Here is a 20,530-nt window from a genome sequence, read left to right as displayed (position 1 = left end):
CTGAGGAGAGAAGTGCATGACGCAAGTCACGGTGAAACAACTGGCCGATGAGGTCAAAACACCGGTAGAGCGCCTGTTGCAGCAGATGCGTGAGGCAGGTCTGCCGCACACCGCCGCCGAGGAACATGTGACCGACAGTGAGAAGCAGTCCCTGCTGACTCACTTGAAGAGCAGTCACAAGGCGAAAGTGGAAGAACCGCGCAAGATCACTCTGCAGCGTAAAACCACCAGCACCCTGCGTGTTGCCGGTAGCAAAAGCATCAGCGTTGAAGTACGCAAGAAGAAAGTCTTCGTACAGCGCAGCCCGGAAGAAATCGAAGCCGAGCGCAAACGCGAACTGGAAGAACGTCGCGCAGTAGAAAATGCTGCACGTCAGAAGGCTGAAGAAGAAGCCAAGCGTCGCGCCGAAGAAGAAGCGCGTCGCCAGCCTGCTGCTGCGCAATCCGCTCCGGCCGAAGCCGTTGCGGCTCCAGTCCCGGCAGCCGAGCCAGTGCGTGAAAGCGCGCCGGTCCCGACACCCGCTCCAGCACCTGCGGCCGATACCCGCAAGCGCGATGAACAGCGTCGTCCGGACAAACCACGTGCCGACGACAACCGTCGGGGCAGTGGCGATGGCGAGCGCAAAAACGCTCCTCATCGTGCTTCGGTCAAGGAAAAGGCGCCAGCGCCACGCGTTGCGCCACGTACCACCGACGAAGAAAGCGATGGCTTCCGTCGTGGCGGTCGCGGCAAGGCCAAGCTGAAGAAACGCAACGCCCACGGTTTCCAGAGCCCTACCGGCCCTGTCGTGCGTGAAGTGAAGATCGGCGAGACCATCACTGTGGGCGATCTGGCCCAGCAGATGTCGGTCAAGGCTGCTGAAATCATCAAGTTCATGTTCAAGCTGGGTACGCCGGCCACCATCAACCAGGTACTGGATCAGGAAACTGCCCAACTGGTTGCTGAAGAGCTGGGCCACAAAGTGACCCTGGTCAGCGACACGGCCCTGGAAGATTCCCTGGCCGAGTCCCTGAAGTTTGAAGGCGAGGCGGTTTCCCGTGCTCCGGTCGTGACCGTAATGGGCCACGTTGACCACGGTAAAACCTCCCTGCTCGACTATATCCGTCGTGCGAAGGTTGCGGCAGGCGAGGCGGGTGGTATCACCCAGCACATCGGCGCCTACCACGTTGAAACCGACCGCGGCATGGTGACGTTCCTCGACACCCCAGGTCACGCTGCGTTTACCGCAATGCGTGCCCGTGGTGCCAAAGCGACCGACATCGTGATCCTGGTGGTCGCAGCGGACGACGGCGTGATGCCACAAACCATCGAAGCCGTTCAGCATGCCAAGGCAGCTGGCGTCCCTCTGGTGGTTGCGGTGAACAAGATCGACAAGCCGGGCGCCGATCTCGATCGCATCCGTAGCGAACTGTCGGTTCACGGCGTGACTTCCGAAGAGTGGGGTGGCGACACTCCATTCGTACCGGTCTCTGCGAAGATGGGTACCGGCGTTGACGAGCTGCTCGAAGCCGTTCTGTTGCAAGCCGAGGTTCTGGAACTGACCGCTACGCCTTCGGCTCCTGGCCGTGGCGTGGTCGTCGAATCGCGTCTCGACAAGGGCCGTGGCCCGGTTGCGACCGTTCTGGTTCAAGACGGTACCCTGCGCCAGGGCGACATGGTGCTGGTCGGTTCGAACTATGGCCGCGTGCGCGCCATGCTCGACGAGAACGGCAAGCCCATCAAGGAAGCAGGTCCTGCTATCCCGGTCGAGATCCTCGGCCTGGACGGCACTCCGGACGCTGGCGACGAGATGAGCGTTGTGGCTGACGAGAAGAAAGCCCGTGAAGTGGCTCTGTTCCGTCAAGGCAAGTTCCGCGAAGTCAAACTGGCTCGTGCTCACGCCGGCAAGCTGGAAAACATCTTCGAGAACATGGGCCAGGAAGAGAAGAAGACGCTCAACATCGTCCTCAAATCCGACGTCCGTGGATCGCTGGAAGCGTTGAACGGCGCCTTGAATGGCCTGGGTAACGACGAAGTGCAAGTGCGCGTGGTCGGTGGCGGTGTCGGTGGTATCACCGAATCCGACGCCAACCTGGCACTGGCCTCCAACGCTGTACTGTTTGGCTTCAACGTGCGTGCCGATGCCGGCGCTCGCAAGATCGTCGAGCAGGAAGGTCTGGATATGCGTTACTACAACGTGATCTACGACATCATCGAAGACGTCAAGAAAGCCCTGACCGGTATGTTGGGCAGCGATGTTCGCGAGAACATCCTGGGTACCGCTGAAGTGCGTGACGTGTTCCGTTCGCCGAAGTTTGGCGCGATCGCCGGTTGCATGGTGATCGAAGGTGTCGTTCACCGTAACCGTCCAATCCGTGTACTGCGTGAAGACATCGTTATCTTCGAAGGCGAGCTGGAATCCCTGCGCCGCTTCAAGGATGACGCTTCGGAAGTCCGCGCTGGCATGGAATGCGGTATTGGCGTCAAGAGCTACAACGACGTCAAGGTCGGCGACAAGATCGAAGTCTTCGAGAAGGTCCAGGTTGCTCGCAGCCTCTGACTCGCGTACTTCAAGAGCCGCACCGGGCAGTCGCATGAACATGCGCTGCCTCTCAGGCGGACTCTAAACGCAACGCCCGGTCTGGCTTTTGTCAGGCCGGGCGTTTGCCGCTTTCAGACCTCACGGGTTTGACCGTGGGGCAGTAACAGGTAACAAGACATGGCAAAAGAATATAGCCGTACCCAACGAATCGGCGATCAGATGCAGCGCGAGCTGGCCCAACTGATCCGTCGCGAAGTCAAAGACCCGCGCGTCGGCCTGGTCACCATTACCGCAGTGGAAGTCAGCCGTGACGTCGGTCATGCAAAGATTTTCATCACCGTGATGGGGCAGGACAGCGCCGAAGAAATCGCCCAAAGCATCAAGGTGCTCAACTCGGCTGCCGGTTTCCTGCGGATGCAGTTGGCCCGGGAGATGAAGCTGCGCAGCGTTCCACAGTTGCACTTCCACTACGACGAAAGCGTCGTGCGGGGCGCGCATCTGTCGGCCCTGATCGAGCGCGCCGTGGCTGAAGACAGTCAGCACCCGGTTGCGGCTGAACCCGAAGACACCAAGGAGTAATCGGTGGCTCAGGTCAAACGTATCCGCCGTAACGTCAGCGGCATCATCCTGCTCGACAAACCGCTGGGGTTCACCTCCAATGCGGCGTTGCAGAAGGTTCGCTGGCTGCTCAATGCCGAGAAAGCCGGGCACACCGGCAGCCTTGATCCGCTGGCTACCGGCGTGTTGCCACTGTGTTTTGGCGAGGCGACCAAGTTCTCTCAGTATTTGCTCGATTCGGACAAGGGTTACGAAACCCTGGCGCAACTGGGCAAGACCACCACCACGGCGGACGCCGAAGGTGAGGTGTTGCTGGAGCGACCGGTGACCGTTGGTCAGGCTGATGTCGAGGCTGTGTTGCCGGGTTTTCGCGGACAAATCAGCCAGATACCGCCGATGTACTCTGCTCTCAAGCGTGATGGCCAGCCGTTATACAAGCTGGCCCGTGCAGGCGAAGTAGTGGAGCGTGAACCGCGTTCTGTTACTATTGCGCGCTTGGAATTGCTGGCCTTTGACGGTAATACTGCGCGGCTGGCAGTCGATTGCAGCAAAGGCACCTATATCCGCACCCTGGTGGAGGATATTGGTGAAAAGCTCGGCTGTGGTGCGTACGTGGCCGAACTGCGACGGACCCAGGCCGGACCTTTCACGCTGGCCCAGACGGTCACGCTGGAAGAGCTCGAAGCGGTACATGCCGAAGGCGGCAACGAAGCGGTTGACCGTTTCCTGATGCCATCGGACAGCGGCCTGCTGGACTGGCCACTGTTGCAGTTCTCCGAGCACAGCGCGTTCTACTGGCTCAACGGCCAACCGGTACGTGCTCCGGATGCACCGAAGTTCGGCATGGTACGGGTACAGGATCACAATGGCCGCTTCATCGGTATCGGTGAAGTGAGCGAAGACGGGCGCATTGCGCCGCGTCGACTGATTCGGTCGGAATGACCGGAACCAGCCTGTGTAACAGCAGGTTGGCGAGTGTGGCTGTTAACAGGCACGGTCACTACTCATTTATAGATACAGGGATTTGTCCCTGGCCTGTTGGTACGGTTTCCTTGGGAACGGTACCTTACAAGAGGAAAGCCACATGGCACTCAGCGTTGAAGAAAAAGCTCAGATCGTGACCGACTACCAGCAAGCTGTTGGTGATACTGGTTCGCCAGAAGTGCAAGTTGCACTGCTGACCGCCAACATCAACAAACTGCAGGGTCACTTCAAGGCCAACGGTAAAGATCACCACTCCCGTCGTGGTCTGATCCGCATGGTAAACCAGCGTCGTAAGCTGCTGGATTACCTCAAGGGTAAGGACGTAAGTCGTTACAGCACCTTGATCGGTCGCCTGGGTCTGCGTCGCTAATCAGCGATTGCGCTATGAGGTTGGTTGTCTGCCTGTTGCCTGCGTTTTGCGCCGGCAGCCGGCAGGCTCCCAGCCTCAAGTTTTATCTGGACAGTCGTTGGGCCGATTCCCCGCACTGCCCAAGAATTTCGCAAGAAGACAAGTTCCCCAAGAGCCACAAAGAAGGTAGGACACCGTGAACCCGGTAATCAAAAAATTCCAGTTCGGTCAGTCGACCGTTACCCTCGAGACTGGCCGTATCGCCCGTCAGGCCTCCGGCGCAGTGCTGGTCACCGTTGACGACGACGTCAGCGTATTGGTGACCGTTGTCGGTGCCAAGCAAGCCGATCCAGGCAAGGGCTTCTTCCCTCTGTCTGTCCACTACCAGGAAAAGACTTACGCTGCCGGTAAGATCCCTGGCGGTTTCTTCAAGCGCGAAGGCCGTCCTTCCGAGAAGGAAACCCTGACTTCCCGACTGATCGACCGTCCGATCCGTCCGCTGTTCCCAGAAGGCTTCATGAACGAAGTGCAGGTTGTCTGCACCGTCGTTTCCACCAGCAAGAAGACTGATCCGGACATCGCTGCGATGATCGGTACTTCGGCCGCGCTGGCGATCTCCGGCATTCCTTTCGATGGTCCGATCGGCGCTGCCCGCGTTGCGTTCCACGAAAGCACCGGCTACCTGCTGAACCCGACCTACGAGCAACTGAAAGCTTCGAGCCTGGACATGGTCGTGGCCGGTACTTCCGAAGCCGTGCTGATGGTTGAATCCGAAGCCAAAGAGCTGACCGAAGACCAGATGCTGGGCGCTGTACTGTTCGCCCACGACGAGTTCCAGGTGGTGATCAACGCCGTCAAGGAACTGGCCGCCGAAGCCGCCAAGCCAACCTGGACCTGGGCTCCACAAGCCGAAGCCACCGAACTGCTGGGCGCGATCCGTGCCGAGTTCGGCGAAGCGATCTCCCAGGCTTACACCATCACCGTCAAGGCCGATCGTTATGCGCGCCTGGGCGAGCTGAAAGACCAGGTGGTTGCCAAGCTGTCCGGTGAAGAAGGCCAGCCGACTGCCGCTGAAGTCAAAGCCGCTTTCGGTGAAATCGAATACCGCACCGTTCGCGAAAACATCGTCAATGGCAAGCCACGCATTGACGGTCGCGACACTCGCACCGTGCGTCCGCTGAACATTGAAGTCGGCGTTCTGCCAAAGACCCACGGTTCGGCGCTGTTCACCCGTGGCGAAACCCAGGCCCTGGTCGTTGCAACACTGGGCACCGCCCGTGACGCGCAACTGCTGGACACCCTGGAAGGCGAGAAAAAAGACCCGTTCATGCTGCACTACAACTTCCCTCCGTTCTCGGTGGGCGAGTGTGGTCGCATGGGTGGCGCCGGTCGTCGCGAAATCGGTCACGGCCGTCTGGCCCGTCGTTCGGTCCAGGCCATGCTGCCAGCCGCTGACGTGTTCCCGTACACCATTCGCGTGGTATCGGAAATCACCGAGTCCAACGGTTCGAGCTCCATGGCTTCGGTCTGCGGCGCTTCCCTGGCCCTGATGGACGCCGGTGTGCCGATGAAGGCTCCGGTTGCCGGTATCGCCATGGGTCTGGTGAAAGAAGGCGAGAAGTTCGCCGTCCTGACCGACATCCTGGGTGACGAAGACCACCTGGGCGACATGGACTTCAAAGTGGCCGGTACCGCCAAAGGCGTGACCGCACTGCAGATGGACATCAAGATCAAGGGCATCACCGAAGAGATCATGGAAATCGCCCTGGGCCAAGCCCTGGAAGCGCGCCTGAACATCCTCGGCCAGATGAACCAGATCATTGGTCAGTCGCGTACCGAGTTGTCGGAAAACGCTCCGACCATGATCGCGATGAAAATCGACACCGACAAAATCCGTGATGTCATCGGTAAAGGCGGCGCGACCATCCGTGCGATCTGTGAAGAAACCAAGGCTTCGATCGACATCGAAGACGACGGCTCGATCAAGATCTTCGGCGAAACCAAGGAAGCGGCAGAAGCAGCACGTCAGCGCGTCCTGGGCATCACCGCAGAAGCCGAGATCGGCAAGATCTACGTGGGCAAGGTTGAGCGTATCGTCGACTTCGGCGCGTTCGTCAACATCCTGCCGGGCAAGGACGGTCTGGTTCACATCTCCATGCTGAGCGATGCTCGCGTCGAGAAAGTGACCGACATCCTCAAAGAAGGTCAGGAAGTGGAAGTGCTGGTACTGGACGTGGACAACCGCGGTCGTATCAAGCTGTCCATCAAGGACGTAGCGGCAGCCAAGGCGTCGGGCGTTTAATCACCCCCTCGCTTAGCCGCTGAACAAGCAAACGCCCCGACTGGTTCGGGGCGTTTTGCTGTGTGCGGGAAATCACCGTGTCGCAGGTTGCCTGGCCATAAGCTCAGTGCTAGGTTTAGCCCACCGCCCGTGTAGCTCAGCCGGTAGAGCAGCGCACTCGTAACGCGAAGGTCGCAGGTTCGATTCCTGTCTCGGGCACCAGGTTCTTCTCACTTGCGGTTGTTGCACAGGCTTGTGTCTCTGTTAGGATTCCCTTGTCCCAAAAAGCACACACATTTGTTTTCAGATGATCCCCGAATGGTTCTGAAGGCCAGATAAACCGGGCTTCACACGGTTTTTTGCGTCAGAGAGATCCTTGATGATCCAGATCCATCTTCCATTCCCCAGATCAACGAGAACGCCATGACTGCTAAAGCATTGACCCAGGAAGCCAGACACGAAGAAGCACTGAAGAAGTACGTGCTGGATGCGCCCCAGTTGCTCGAAGAGATCAAGGACCTGAGCGCCGACGATCAAAAAGACCAGATCCAGTGGGCGTTCGAGGATGAGGCCGAAGCCCAGGGATTACAGCCTTGGGAGTTGACGCTCAAGTACACCAGCACACCTGAAGAGTTCGAGGAACAGCGCCTTGCCTTGCACAAGGAAGCGGCCGAGGTACTGGGTGTGGAATGGGATGAATACTGCGAGATGAATAATCTGGTGGTCTGATAAAAACGCCAGCCTTTTGAGGCTGGCGTTTTTTGTTGTCAGAGACTGAGCCGCATCGACAGGTCCACCGCTTTCACATCCTTGGTCATTGCCCCGATCGAGATGTAGTCCACCCCGGTCTCGGCAATGGGGCGCAACGTGCTTTCGTTGATCCCGCCGCTGGCCTCCAGCTTCGCCTTGCCGCCGTTCAGGCGTACGGCTTCGCGCATGTCATCCAGGCTCAGTTCGTCGAGCATGATGATGTCGGCATTGGCCGCCAGCGCTTCTTTCAATTCAGTCAGGCTTTCCACTTCGATTTCCACCGGTTTGCCCGGTGCGATCTTGTGGGCGGCGGCAATGGCCTGGGCGATGCCGCCGCAGGCTGCGATGTGGTTTTCCTTGATCAGGAAGGCATCGTAGAGGCCGATGCGGTGGTTATGGCAACCGCCACAGGTGACGGCGTACTTCTGGGCCAAGCGCAGCCCTGGGAGGGTTTTGCGAGTGTCCAGCAGCTTGACCTGGGTGTCGGCCACAAAGTCGGCCAAGTAGCGGGCTCGGGTGGCCACGCCAGAAAGCATCTGCAGAAAGTTCAGCGCGCTGCGTTCGCCGGTCAGCAGCGAGCGGGCCGGGCCTTCGAGGTGGAACAGCGCCTGGTCGGGGCTTGCCCGGTCGCCATCGCGTACTTGCCAATGCACGGCGACGCGCGGATCCAGTTGCCGGAACACGGCATCGACCCAGGCCGTGCCGCTGATGACTGCGGCTTCCCGGGTAATGATGGTGGCTTTGGCCAGGCGTTCGGCGGGGATCAGTTGCGCGGTGATGTCGCCGCTGCCGATGTCTTCGAGCAACGCGCGGCGCACGTTGGCCTCGATTTCGGCGGTCAGATCGGCGAGACGTAGATTCGGCATAACGGGCTCCACAAACAAAGTGGCCCGATTATAGGGCCAGTGGCTTGTCTCACAAACAATGTTCCTTATGGGGGACGGCGCCGGACGTCTGCGCCAGGCATCGAAACCTGCATTTGGTCGCATCCTCGCAACATTTCCCCGATTGTCCGGTCACTTATTGCGGAGTATTTCGACCTGGGTCACAGAGTCTGCTGGCATGACCGGGTTCTTTTACCAGATAATCCGCCTTTCGATTGACGTCATGGCTTTGACGTTTCGAGCGCAAGAGCACCCTTTCAGGAGACCAGGATGCACAACGACGGGAATGTAGTGCCCTTGCACAAGGTTTCTACCGATCAGGCGAACCGTTCGCCGCTCGCCCGCCTGCCTGTGATTCTGCTTCAGGTGCGCGACAAGGCCGCCCAGCAGTTGCGCCTTGGTTTGCAGGGGCTGTTCGACAATGCCGACGACACGCTGTTTGAAATGGCCGATCGGGCGCGCAACGATGTCGATCAGAACCTGTTCTTCGAAGCCATGCGGGACTTGCGCCTCAAGCGCAAAAGCATTGAGCGCGAATTTATCGAGCAGTTTTTCGAAGCCTTTGTCAGCCTCGCCCAATACGATCCGACCCAAGCCACCTTGGCGCCGGCGCAGGCCTCCGGCCCTCAGGTTCAGCGCACGCATGATGACCTGGAGCGTCATCTGGCGGTGGAGGCCATGGTCACCCGTGTGCTCAGTCGCGATAGCGTGGCTCTTGAGCAGCTGACTGCACGGCTCAGCGTCTTGCTCACCAGGCCGCTGGCAAACCAGCAGAACCCTTTGAGCCCGGCGCTGCTGTGTGAAAACTTTCTACAGGCCGGTCGCAACCTGGGGGTGGAGATCAAGGTCAAGCTGATCCTGCTCAAATTGTTCGAGCGCTATGTGCTCAGCGAGTGCGATCAACTGTATACCGAGGCCAACCAGTTGCTGGCCGCTACGGGCATCCTGCCGGATCTCAAGATTTCACCCTCGCGACGAGCGTCGGATCGCGCCGATGAGGCCCCGCGTACCAAGACTGAAAGTGCCGGCCCCAAGGCCGCCGAAGTCGATGACAGCGTGCAGGAAGTATTTGCTGCGTTGCAGAAACTATTGATGCAGGTGCGTGGCAGCGTGGCCCCGACTCTGGAGGCCAGCGCACCGGCTCAACCGATCTCGACCCGTGATTTGCTGCGCCTGCTCTCCCATTTGCAGCAGTACGTGCCGGCGCCTGCCATAGAGGATGAGTTCGACCTGCGCAGCCAACTCGAACAGCTGCTGACCCGGGTCAGCGTCAGAAGCGGCAAGTCGCGGGTGGTCGACGACGCCGATGAAGACGTGATCAACCTGATCTCGATGATGTTTGAATTCATCCTCGACGACCATAACCTGCCGGACTCCTTCAAGGCGTTGATCGGCCGTCTGCAGATTCCGATGCTCAAGGTTGCGGTGCAGGACAAGAGCTTTTTCAGTCGGGGCAATCATCCGGCCCGACGGCTGCTCAATGAAATCGCCGCTGCTGCCACCGGCTGGGGCGATTGCGACGACCATCAGCGCGACAGCCTCTATCTGCGCATCGAACAGGTGGTGCAGCGGTTGTTGAATGACTTTGTCGATGACCCGGCGATCTTCTCTGAATTGCTGGCCGATTTCCTGGCCTTCACCAGCGATGAAAGACGTCGCAGCGAATTGCTCGAACAGCGTATTCGTGACGCCGAAGAAGGTCGGGCCAAGGCCGAACTGGCGCGCCTGCGCGTCGAAGGCGTGCTGAACCAGGTCATGCTGGGCAAAGTGTTGCCGCAAGCGGTGGTGGAGTTCGTGCAGCACGCCTGGAGCCAGGTGTTATTGCTGACCTGCTTCAAGCACGGCAAATATTCAGCCGAGTGGCAGGCCGACGTTTTGACGCTGGAAGAACTGATCTGGAGCGTCCAGCATCACGAAGAACCGGATGCCGGCCTGCGCTTGCTGACGATAGTGCCGCAGCTGCTCAAAGCCTTGCGTGAAGGCCTGAGCCGTTCGGCGTTCGACCCGTTTGCCACCAGCGAGTTTTTCAGCGAGCTGGAAACCCTCCACGTGCTGGCCCTCGAACGCATGGGACAGGCAACGGAACAAACCCAGTCGTTCAATTCGCCGGTCATGGTCCAGGTCTCGGAGAAAATTGTCCTGCGCACCGCTCAAAAGGCCCCGGAAGACAGTGCGGCGGTGCACTTGCCGGCCGATGATGTGGGCCTGCTTCAGGTCGATCAGTTGCGATTGGGAAGCTGGGTTGAGTTCCAGGAGGACGATGACAACAGCCTGCGTTGCAAACTGGCGGCGATCATCGAGGCCACCGGCAAATATGTCTTCGTCAACCGCACGGGCCTCAAAGTGCTGGAGCACAGCCGCACCAGCCTGGCCCTGGAATTTCGCCGAGGGACGGCGCGTCTGTTGGACGACACCTTGCTGTTCGACCGGGCGCTGGAATCGGTGCTGGGCAATCTGCGTCAGCTCAATCGCGGCAAGTGATCGCACAGCCAGGGCCGATCGCGGCATACTGGCGGCATTCACTGACGTCATCGAAGGAACCTGTATGCAGTTGGACCCCGCCAGTGGTTGGTGCGATGGCGTGCGGCATTGCCCATCACCCAACTTCAATGCGCGCCCCGAAGGCGAAATTTCACTGCTGGTGATCCACAACATCAGCCTGCCGCCGGCACAGTTTTCCACGGGCAAGGTGCAGGAGTTTTTCCAGAATCGTCTGGATGTCACGCAACACCCCTATTTTGCCGGTATCGCCGATCTGCGCGTGTCTGCGCATTTTCTGATCGAGCGTGACGGTGCGATTACCCAGTTTGTCTCCTGTCTGGATCGTGCCTGGCACGCGGGCGTTTCGTGTTTCGAAGGGCGGGAGACGTGTAACGATTTTTCCTTGGGCATCGAGCTGGAAGGCACCGACGATCTGCCCTTCACTGACGCGCAATATGCCGCATTGGTCTGCCTGACCCGGCAGTTGCAGGCGGCGTTCAAGGCGATCACGCCGCAGCGCATCTGCGGGCACAGCGACATCGCCCCGGGTCGCAAGACCGATCCGGGACCGGCATTCGACTGGGCGCGCTACCGCGCTGCCTTGATAGAAGGGGAAGGGCAATGAGTTTTCTGGTGCTGCTGCTGGCGATCTGGATCGAGAAATTCTCGGCGTTGCGCCATCGGGTCCAGCGTGACGGCGGTTGGCTGCGCGAACTGAACAAACTCGAGACGAACCCACGCTGGGTCAACCGGCCCTGGCTGGTGTTGGTTGTGTTGATCCTGCTGCCCGTGGCACTGCTGGCGTTGTTACTGTGGGTATTGGAGCCGGTGGCCTACGGTCTGCTGGCACTACCGGTGCATCTGTTGGTGGTGATTTACAGCCTGGGTCGAGGGGATCTGCTCGCTGACCTGGGGCCGTTTCGTGACGCCTGGCGACGGGAAGACCTGCAGGCGGCCGACCATGTGGCCAAGCGCGACCTGAATATCGAGGCCGATAGCGGCGAGCAGTTGCTGGAGCGGGTCCAGGGGCATCTGCTGTGGCAGGCCTATCAGAGTTTTTTCGCGGTGATTTTCTGGTATTTCCTGCTCGGGCCGGTCGCGGCGCTGAGCTATCGCCTGCTGGCGCTGGCCGCCGAGCACAGTCAGAACCCCGGCGTGGCCGAGCGGGCGACGCAGTTGCGCCATGCCTTCGATTGGGTGCCGGTGCGGTTGCTGACCGCGAGCTTCGCCCTGGTGGGCAACTTCGTGGCAGTCAGCCGGGTCATGCTGCATGAGTTGCTGAACTGGAACATCAGCGCAGCAGACCTGATCGGCAAGGTCGGGCTGGTGGCCGGCGAGATTCCCGACCCTGTCGCGGGCCCGGACGGCATCAACAGCCTGGATCGGCTGTGGGAGCTGTTGTTGCGTGCGGCGGTGCTCTGGTATGCCGGGTTTGCACTGTGGACAGTGCTGGCTTAGGCAAACGCACGCTCTGTGGCGAGGGGATTTATCCCCGCTGGGATGCGCAGCAGCCCCATTGATTGCGGGCTTTAAGATAGCTAGGGGCCGCTTCGCGCCCCAGCGGGGATAAATCCCCTCGCCACAAGAACCGTGCCACGGCTCGTCGTTAACCTTAAGTTACAAATCTTCCCGCCGATTTAGGCTATACAGGGACAGCGCCCAAATAGTGGCTATCTGCTGTCTCTGTGCGCCTGCCCATAAAAACAAGAAATACAACCGGGAGACTTCCTTGTGAAGAGTTTGCTCTGGCCCGCCGTCGCGCTGATGAACCGCCTGAGCTTCGGCATGAAGTTCAGCCTGATCAGCGTGTTGTTCCTGCTGCCGATGCTGGTGACCAATTTCTTTTTGGTGCGCGATTCCTATCGCGAATTCCAGGGCACGCAAGTGGAGCTGCAAAGCCTCGATCTGCTGGGCAACAGCCTGACCCTGCGGCGCGACCTGGAAACCCTGAACAATCTGGTGCAGATCAATGCCAGCCTCGGTCAGTCCGGCAAGGCCGGGGACGTGGAAGCGAAGATCGGCACCCTTGAAAAGCAGGTGCTGGCGCGGTTGCAGAGCTTGAAAGCCATGGCCGTCGATCCTGAACAGGTCAGCGCCTTCGATGCCAAGCGCGACGAAATGATTGCCGCTTTCAAGGCCCAGCAGGCCGAGCGCTCCCTGCAAAGCAAAAGCGCACTGATTGGCAAGCTGCTCAACAGCGCGCAGATGTTCAGTCAAATCATCGCCAGCCAGGCTGGCCTGAGCCGCGACAACCAGGGCGACATCCGCCAACTGAGCGAATTGATCATCAGCGTGACCCCCAACGTGACCCAAACCCTCGGTGAAGGCCGTGCGCTGGGCGCTGCGTCCCTGGGCCTGGGCTTTCTCAATTCGGCGTCGAGCACCCGGTTCGACGAGTTGCTGGGGCAAATCGAAAAGCTGCAGGGTGAATATGACCTCAAGCTTCAGGACGCCCTGGGTTCCAGCAAGGCGGCCGAGCAGGCGCTTGCCAGTCAGGCCGAAGGCAGCAAGGCAACCTTGAAGAAAGCCGGTGAACTGATCGAAGAACAGGTGGTGATGGCTGACACGCTGGATGCTCCATGGCTGCCGTTTTACGAGCAGGTCAGCAGTCTGATGGAGCAAACCTACCGACTGAACGACGTAACCCTGGGTTTTCTGGATGTTCAGTTGCAGCATCGCCTGGAGCAGAACCGCAGCCACATGGTGCTGCAAGCCGTTGCGCTGGTCGCCGTATTTCTGCTGATCTTTTACCTGTACGCCGGTTTCTACGCCTCAACCCGCACCACACTCAAACATCTCGGCGAGATGATGGACAAGGTCGCAGCGGGCGACATGACGGTCAACTTCGTGGCGCGCAGCAAGGATGAGTTGGGGGAGTTGGGTGAAGTGTTCAATGGCACGGTGGCGAAGATCCATGACCTGATCGAACAGGTCGGCCGGACCGTTGCCGAGGTCGAGCGCCAGGCCGGGCAGGTGGAGGCGGTGTCGGCCCAGAGCAACCAGGCCGTGTCCGGGCAGCGCAGCCAGATCGAACTGGTCGCCACGGCGATGAACCAGATGTCGGCCACCGCCCAGGAAGTGGCTCGTAGCGCCGCCGCGGCGGTCAGTAGCGCCCACAGCGTGAACGACGAAACCCTCAGCGGGCGCGGGCTGGTGGAGTCGCAACAGAGCAGCATCGTGCGCTTGGCCAGCGAGATCGATCAGTCGGTGCAGGTGATCAATCAACTGGCGACTGACAGCCAGGCCATCAGTCGTGTGCTGGACGTGATCAAGAGCATTGCCGAACAGACCAACCTGCTGGCGCTCAACGCCGCGATCGAAGCCGCACGGGCCGGAGAGCAGGGGCGCGGTTTCGCGGTGGTGGCTGACGAAGTGCGGACCCTGGCCAAGCGCACCCAGCAATCGACCGAAGAAATCGAAGAAATGATCACCCGCTTGCACGGCGGCGTGGGCGCTGCCGTCAAAGCCATGGGCACCAGTCATGAGATGGCCAGTGGCACGGTGGGGCAGTCGGAAAAGGTCCAGCAGGCGCTGGAAAATATCCTCGGCGCCGTCGGTATGATCGTCGACCAGAACCAGCAGATCGCTGCAGCGGTGGAGCAGCAGACGGCCGTGGCCCATGACATCGACCAGAACATCGTCGAGATCAATCGCGCCGGTGAACGCACCGCCGAAGGCGCGCACCAGACCGAGGACGCCAGCCGTGAGTTGTCCGCCCAGGTGGTGCAGCTCAAGCAGTTGATCAATGCGTTTCGGGTGTAGTTAAAGGATGGTGCTCACCACCGATCCAATGTGGGAGCGAGCCTGCTCCCACAGGGAGTCACCAATTGAATAATTGGCGGGCGTTGGCCGTGCTGGCCTCTGCCAGCTGCTCAGGGCTGATTGTCATGATCCCAGCCAGTGCTTCACAAATGGCCGGTAAATGCGCCGGGCTGTTGCGTTGGCCGGGGAACATCGCCGGGGCCATGTCCGGCGAATCGGTTTCCAGCACCACCGCGTCCAGCGGCAGTTTTGCCAGTACCCGATGCATGCGCAGGGCCTGAGGCCAAGTGGCGGCGCCACCAAGGCCGAGCTTGAAGCCGAGCTTGATGTACTCGCGAGCCTCCTCAAAACTGCCGGCGAAGGCGTGGATAATCCCCCCGCGCTTGAGGTCAATGCGCTTGAGGGTGGCGATCACGGCGGCGTGGCTGCGGCGCACGTGGATCAGCGCCGGCAATTCGAATTCCGCCGCCAGTTGCAGTTGCGCCTCGAACAATGCCTGCTGGCGCTCCCGATCCAGGGTTTGGATGAAGTAGTCCAGACCGATTTCCCCCACCGCACACAACTGCCGATGCCCAGCCAGGCGGATCAGCCATTGGCGCAATTGCCCCAGATCATCGGGGCGATGCTGGTCGAGATACACTGGATGCAGGCCCAGCGCGGCGTGCAGGTCCGGGTCGCCTTGCACCAGATCCCACACCCGTTGCCAGTTATCCCGATACACCCCCAGCACCACCATCTGCCGCACGCCCAAGGCGCGGCTTTCGGCCAGCAGCGCCGGGCGATCCGCATCGAAGTCGGGGAAATCCAGATGGGTGTGGGTATCGATCAGTTCCATGCTTCAATCCTGAAGAATACTCAGCCCTGATGAATGCGCTGCTTGAACGTGCGTGGGATGGCCTGCACACCGGGTTGGTAATCATCGTTTTCGATGGCGGCCAGGGCCAGCGCCAGGGCTTTGTCGGCGATCAGTTGGTGCTGCTGGGACATGGCGTTGACCGGCAGCGGCAGGAAGTCCAGCAGTTGCGTATCACCAAAGGTGCCCAACCGTAGTGGGCGCGACTTGAGCGGGAAGTCGTGCAGGGCGTCGAACACCCCTTGCAGCAGCACATAGGAGGTGGTGATCAACGCATCAGGCAGGTGCCCCAGTCGCGCGAGCAATTCGTCCATCAACTGGCGACCGCATTCACGGCTGAACGACTCGCCGTGCTCGATCAGCACCTGGCCTTCGAACCCGGCCAGGGCTTCGTTGAACCCGGCGGTGCGTTCCTGGCTGATGCTCAATTCGGGCCGGGCGCTGATCAGCGCGATCTGGCGGGGATTGGTTTCCAGCAGGCTACGGGTCAGTTGCAGGCTGGCCTGGCGGTCATCGCTGATCACCGAGCAGAAGTGCGCAGGCTCCATCACCCGGTCGATGGCGATGATCGGGATACCCTTGGCCTGTAACTGGCGATAACTGTCGTCCCCGGCAGGCAGGCAACTGGCGACAATCAGCGCATCGCAACGTCGGGCGCGGAACAGTTGCAACAGTTGCCGTTCGCTCTCGGGCGCATCGTCGGAGCTGGCGATCAGCAATTGATAGCCCCGCGCTCGGGCACCCTGTTCCAGCAGTTTGGCGATGCGGGCGTAACTGGGGTTTTCCAGGTCTGGCAGGATGAAACCCAGCGTGCGCGTATGCCGGCTGCGCAACCCGGCAGCCTGGGGGTTGGGCGTGAAGCCATGCTCCTCGACCACGGCGCGTACGCGTTCGACGGTGGCGCTGCTGATGCGTTGCTGTTCGGCCTTGCCATTGATGACATAGCTGGCGGTGGTCACGGACACACCGGCCAACTGGGCGATATCACTGAGTTTCAACCCGGTTTTCCTTGTTTTTTCGAGTTTGCCCCGACAATGAGGGGCATCCTACCCGATTCAGGACGACGGTTACTGTCGCGACGGCGGCGACAAGTTGCACTTCAAGGATGAGAGATTATCGAGTAACGTGCCAATCTTTCTAGATTAAACGTTTCAGCAGGCGTATTTTCAAGGTTAGCAGGATTTTTTGGCCCGTCTGCCGCGATAGCGCCAAAAGCCGTCCTGTAACGCTAAGCTGATTCATTCAAAACAATACCTGGCGCCAACCCGACGCCAAAAAGGAGAAAGCATGCTCGAGCTCACTCTAGAGCAGATATCCATGGCCCAGACGGCTGTGGATAAAGACGCCGCGCTGCAATTGCTCGCTGACAAACTGGTGGCCGATGGCCTTGTAGCCGAGGGTTACCTGGCCGGCTTGCAGGCTCGCGAGGCCCAGGGCTCGACCTTTCTTGGCCAAGGTATTGCCATCCCCCACGGCACCCCGCAAACCCGCGATCTTGTGTACTCCACCGGTGTGCGTCTGTTGCAGTTCCCCGACGGTGTGGACTGGGGTGACGGTCAGATCGTTTACCTGGCGATCGGTATCGCGGCCAAGTCCGACGAACACTTGCGTCTTTTGCAACTGCTGACCCGCGCCCTCGGCGAGACCGACCTGGGCCAGGCCCTGCGCCGCGCAGGTTCGGCCGAAGCGCTGTTGAAGCTGCTGCAAGGCGCGCCACAGGAACTGGCCTTGGATGCGCAGATGATCGGCCTCGGCGTGTCGGCCGACGATTTCGAAGAGCTGGTCTGGCGCGGTGCCCGTCTGCTGCGCCAGGCAGACTGTGTGAGCAACGGCTTTGCTGGAGTGTTGCAGCAGGTCGAGGCGCTGCCATTGGGCGATGGCCTGTGGTGGCTGCACAGCGAACAGACGGTCAAGCGTCCGGGCCTGGCCTTCGTCACGCCGGACAAGCCCATCCGTTACCTCGGTCAGCCCTTGAGCGGTCTGTTCTGTCTCGCCAGCCTCGGCGAGGCTCACCAGGCTTTGCTCGAAAGGCTCTGCGCGTTGTTGATCGAAGGCCGCGGCCATGAACTGGGGCGCGCCACCAGCAGCCGCAAGGTGCTGGAAGTGTTGGGCGGCGAACTGCCCGCCGATTGGCCCAGCGCCCGCATCGGCCTAGCCAATGCCCATGGTTTGCACGCGCGTCCGGCGAAGATCCTCGCGCAACTGGCGAAAAGCTTCGAAGGCGAGATCCGCGTGCGCATCGTCGACGGCCAGGACAGCGCCGTGTCGGTCAAGAGCCTGAGCAAATTGCTGAGCCTGGGCGCTCGTCGCGGCCAGGTCCTGGAGTTCATCGCCGAACCGAGCATCGCCGCTGACGCCTTGCCGGCGCTGCTGGCCGCCATCGAAGAGGGCCTTGGCGAAGAAGTCGAGCCGCTGCCGCCACCGAGTGCGCCACAGCAAACCACCATGGCCGAAGTGGCTGCCGTCGTGCTGGCGCCTGAATCCGGCAGCTTGATCCAGGCCGTTGCCGCCGCTCCGGGCATTGCCATCGGCCCGGCCCACATCCAGGTGTTGCAGGCCTTCGAGTATCCATTGCGCGGCGAATCAGCGGCCATCGAGCGTGAGCGCTTGCAAAACGCCTTGAACCAAGTGCGCCGCGACATCGAAGGTCTGGTCGAACGCGCCAAGGCCAAGGCCATCCGCGAAATCTTTATCACCCATCAGGAGATGCTCGACGACCCGGCGCTGACCGATGAGGTCGACACTCGATTGAAGCTGGGCGAGAGCGCGCAAGCGGCGTGGATGGGCGTGATCGAAGCGGCTGCCAAAGAACAGGAAGCGCTGCAGGACGCACTGCTCGCCGAACGTGCCGCCGACCTGCGGGACGTCGGTCGGCGTGTGCTGGCGCAGTTGTGCGGCGTCGAAACCCCGAGCGAACCCGAGCAACCTTACATTCTGGTGATGGACGAGGTTGGCCCATCCGACGTCGCCCGTCTGGACCCCGCCCGCGTAGCGGGGATTCTCACCGCGCGCGGCGGCGCCACCGCCCACAGTGCCATCGTCGCCCGAGCCCTGGGGATCCCGGCGCTGGTGGGGGCCGGTGCGGCGGTGTTGCTGCTGGCGCCGGGCACTTCACTGTTGTTGGACGGCCAGCGCGGTCGCCTGCACGTGGACCCCGACGCGCCCACGCTGCAACGGGCCACCGAAGAGCGCGACACCCGCGAGCAACGTCTCAAGGTCGCTGCCGAACAACGTCATCAACCGGCGCTGACCCGTGACGGTCATGCCGTGGAAGTGTTCGCCAACATCGGCGAGAGCGCCGGGGTCACCAGTGCGGTGGAGCAGGGCGCCGAAGGCATTGGCCTGTTGCGCACCGAACTGATTTTCATGGCTCATACCCAGGCTCCCGATGAAGCGACTCAGGAAGCCGAATACCGCAAGGTGCTCGATGGCCTGGCCGGGCGACCGCTGGTGGTGCGTACCCTCGATGTGGGCGGCGACAAACCGCTGCCGTACTGGCCGATCGCGAAAGAGGAAAACCCGTTTCTCGGCGTGCGAGGCATTCGCCTGACCTTGCAACGTCCGCAGGTCATGGAGGCGCAATTGCGCGCCTTGTTGCGTTCTGCCGACAACCGTCCGTTGCGGATCATGTTCCCGATGGTGGGCAGCGTCGATGAGTGGCGTCAGGCCCGGGACATGACCGAGCGCCTGCGCCTGGAGATCCCGGTGGCGGACCTGCAACTGGGGATCATGATCGAGGTGCCGTCCGCGGCATTGCTGGCGCCGGTGCTGGCCAAGGAAGTCGACTTCTTCAGTGTCGGCACCAACGACCTGACGCAATACACCCTGGCCATTGACCGCGGTCACCCAACCCTTTCGGCTCAGGCTGACGGCCTGCACCCGGCGGTGCTGCAACTGATCGACATCACCGTGCGTGCCGCCCATGCGCATGGCAAGTGGGTCGGCGTGTGCGGTGAGCTGGCGGCCGACCCTTTGGCGGTGCCGGTGCTGGTGGGCCTGGGCGTAGACGAGCTGAGTGTTTCGGCCCGCAGCATTGCCGAGGTCAAGGCGCGGGTACGCGAATTGAGCCTGGCGCAGGTACAAATCCTCGCCCAAGAGGCCTTGGCCGTGGGCAGCGCCAATGACGTGCGCGCATTAGTGGAGGCGCTGTAATGGCCAAGATCCTTACCCTGACCCTCAACCCGGCGCTCGACCTCACGGTGGAACTGGCGCGCCTGGAACCCGGTCAGGTCAACCGCAGCGATGCCATGCACAGCCACGCCGCCGGCAAGGGCGTGAACGTGGCCCAGGTGCTGGCTGACCTCGGCCACACTGTGACCGTCAGTGGCTTTCTCGGTGAAGACAACGCCCAGGCGTTCGAAACGCTGTTCGCCCAGCGCGGTTTTGTCGACGCCTTTATTCGCGTCCCAGGGGAGACCCGCAGCAACATCAAGCTGGCCGAGCAGGACGGACGCATCACCGACCTCAACGGTCCAGGCCCGGTAGTTGATGACGCCGCGCAGCAAGCGCTGCTTGAGCGACTGGAACACATCGCCCCGGGCCACGATGCCGTGGTAGTGGCGGGCAGCCTGCCCCGGGGCGTCAGCCCGCAATGGTTGCAGGCGCTGATCATTCGCTTGAAGGCACTGGGCTTGAACGTGGCCCTCGACACCAGCGGCGAAGCCTTGCGCGTCGCCCTCGCGGCGGGGCCGTGGCTGATCAAGCCAAACACCGAGGAACTGGCCGATGCGCTGGGTTGCGACGTGGTGAGCGAATTTGCCCAGGCGGAAGCGGCGCAACGATTGCACGCCCAAGGCATTGAGCATGTGGTGATTTCCCACGGTGCCGACGGCGTGAACTGGTTCAGTGTCGGTTCGGCGCTGCATGCCTCGCCGCCCAGCGTCACTGTCGCCAGCACCGTGGGGGCCGGCGATTCGCTGCTGGCCGGCATGCTGCATGGCCTGCTCAGCGCCGATACGCCGCAACAGACCCTGCGCACCGCCACGGCCATCGCCGCCATGGCCGTGACGCAGATCGGTTTTGGCATCCATGACACCGCGTTGCTGGCGTCGCTTGAACAGGGCGTGCGCGTGCGCCCCCTGACCGAACAATAAGAGGGTTCGCAAGA

14 protein-coding genes, 1 tRNA gene and 2 pseudogenes are annotated in these 20,530 nt (G+C 61.1%); 14 read left to right on the top strand and 3 right to left on the bottom strand.

The window, feature by feature from the left end:
- Nucleotides 1–16 precede the first annotated feature (16 nt).
- The 7 genes from infB to GKKCFE_RS21835 all read left to right on the top strand — a co-directional run bounded on the left by infB (nucleotide 17) and on the right by GKKCFE_RS21835 (nucleotide 7,422).
- The gene (gene infB, locus GKKCFE_RS21865; RefSeq protein WP_139049107.1) at nucleotides 17–2,539 is read left to right on the top strand and encodes a translation initiation factor IF-2; all 2,523 of its coding nucleotides are present in this window, start codon (nucleotides 17–19) and stop codon (nucleotides 2,537–2,539) included.
- Between the two features lie 159 nt (nucleotides 2,540–2,698).
- Nucleotides 2,699–3,100, top strand: a complete 402-nt coding sequence (gene rbfA, locus GKKCFE_RS21860; RefSeq protein ID WP_003177871.1) for a 30S ribosome-binding factor RbfA — start codon at nucleotides 2,699–2,701, stop codon at nucleotides 3,098–3,100.
- Nucleotides 3,101–3,103: 3 nt separating this feature from the next.
- On the top strand, nucleotides 3,104–4,021 hold the full coding sequence (truB, locus tag GKKCFE_RS21855; protein ID WP_092394915.1) for a tRNA pseudouridine(55) synthase TruB: 918 nt from the start codon (nucleotides 3,104–3,106) through the stop codon (nucleotides 4,019–4,021).
- 142 nt (nucleotides 4,022–4,163) lie between these two features.
- The gene (gene rpsO, locus GKKCFE_RS21850; RefSeq protein ID WP_024684882.1) at nucleotides 4,164–4,433 is read left to right on the top strand and encodes a 30S ribosomal protein S15; all 270 of its coding nucleotides are present in this window, start codon (nucleotides 4,164–4,166) and stop codon (nucleotides 4,431–4,433) included.
- Between the two features lie 175 nt (nucleotides 4,434–4,608).
- Entirely contained in the window at nucleotides 4,609–6,714 is a 2,106-nt protein-coding gene (pnp, locus tag GKKCFE_RS21845; protein WP_047229052.1) for a polyribonucleotide nucleotidyltransferase, read from the top strand.
- 125 nt (nucleotides 6,715–6,839) lie between these two features.
- Nucleotides 6,840–6,915 (top strand) — tRNA-Thr (locus GKKCFE_RS21840).
- A 201-nt stretch (nucleotides 6,916–7,116) separates the two neighbouring features.
- Nucleotides 7,117–7,422, top strand: coding sequence for a DUF6388 family protein (locus tag GKKCFE_RS21835; protein ID WP_047229051.1), 306 nt, complete (start codon nucleotides 7,117–7,119; stop codon nucleotides 7,420–7,422).
- Between the two features lie 38 nt (nucleotides 7,423–7,460).
- Here GKKCFE_RS21835 and nadC read toward each other — a convergent pair whose 3' ends face one another.
- On the bottom strand, nucleotides 7,461–8,309 hold the full coding sequence (gene nadC / locus GKKCFE_RS21830; RefSeq protein ID WP_047229050.1) for a carboxylating nicotinate-nucleotide diphosphorylase: 849 nt from the start codon (nucleotides 8,307–8,309) through the stop codon (nucleotides 7,461–7,463).
- Between the two features lie 288 nt (nucleotides 8,310–8,597).
- Here nadC and GKKCFE_RS21825 point away from each other — a divergent pair, with 288 nt between their 5' ends.
- From GKKCFE_RS21825 to GKKCFE_RS21805, 5 genes and pseudogenes are all read left to right on the top strand, one after another.
- Complete coding sequence (locus GKKCFE_RS21825) at nucleotides 8,598–10,808, top strand: DUF1631 domain-containing protein (RefSeq protein ID WP_076383531.1); 2,211 nt, start codon at nucleotides 8,598–8,600, stop codon at nucleotides 10,806–10,808.
- Nucleotides 10,809–10,872: 64 nt separating this feature from the next.
- Entirely contained in the window at nucleotides 10,873–11,433 is a 561-nt protein-coding gene (ampD, locus tag GKKCFE_RS21820) for a 1,6-anhydro-N-acetylmuramyl-L-alanine amidase AmpD (RefSeq protein WP_188250994.1), read from the top strand.
- A complete protein-coding gene (gene ampE, locus GKKCFE_RS21815; protein WP_188250993.1) occupies nucleotides 11,430–12,266 on the top strand; it encodes a regulatory signaling modulator protein AmpE in 837 nt (278 codons plus the stop codon). Before ampD ends, ampE begins: the two co-directional genes overlap by 4 nt.
- 306 nt (nucleotides 12,267–12,572) lie before the next feature.
- A pseudogene (locus GKKCFE_RS21810) lies at nucleotides 12,573–13,664 on the top strand (methyl-accepting chemotaxis protein); the annotation flags it as partial.
- 369 nt (nucleotides 13,665–14,033) lie between these two features.
- Nucleotides 14,034–14,570, top strand: a pseudogene (locus GKKCFE_RS21805) (methyl-accepting chemotaxis protein); the annotation flags it as partial.
- Nucleotides 14,571–14,628: 58 nt separating this feature from the next.
- Here the strand turns inward: GKKCFE_RS21805 and GKKCFE_RS21800 are convergent.
- Both GKKCFE_RS21800 and cra read right to left on the bottom strand, forming a co-directional pair.
- Nucleotides 14,629–15,405 (bottom strand): TatD family hydrolase, encoded by a 777-nt coding sequence (locus tag GKKCFE_RS21800; protein ID WP_445577077.1) that lies wholly within the window; start codon nucleotides 15,403–15,405, stop codon nucleotides 14,629–14,631.
- A 20-nt stretch (nucleotides 15,406–15,425) separates the two neighbouring features.
- Entirely contained in the window at nucleotides 15,426–16,421 is a 996-nt protein-coding gene (gene cra / locus GKKCFE_RS21795; RefSeq protein ID WP_047229044.1) for a catabolite repressor/activator, read from the bottom strand.
- Nucleotides 16,422–16,710: 289 nt separating this feature from the next.
- On the opposite strand from cra, the gene ptsP reads away from it, so the two are divergent.
- Together ptsP and pfkB are read left to right on the top strand one after the other, a co-directional pair.
- Nucleotides 16,711–19,575, top strand: a complete 2,865-nt coding sequence (gene ptsP / locus GKKCFE_RS21790; protein ID WP_445577076.1) for a phosphoenolpyruvate--protein phosphotransferase — start codon at nucleotides 16,711–16,713, stop codon at nucleotides 19,573–19,575.
- A complete protein-coding gene (gene pfkB, locus GKKCFE_RS21785) occupies nucleotides 19,575–20,516 on the top strand; it encodes a 1-phosphofructokinase (protein ID WP_047229042.1) in 942 nt (313 codons plus the stop codon). Before ptsP ends, pfkB begins: the two co-directional genes overlap by 1 nt.
- Nucleotides 20,517–20,530: the final 14 nt, after the last annotated feature.

It is taken from the genome of Pseudomonas sp. E141 (genome assembly GCF_052659885.1).
Note: the sequence above shows the minus strand (reverse complement) of the source record. Positions and strands in the feature narration are given on the sequence as shown.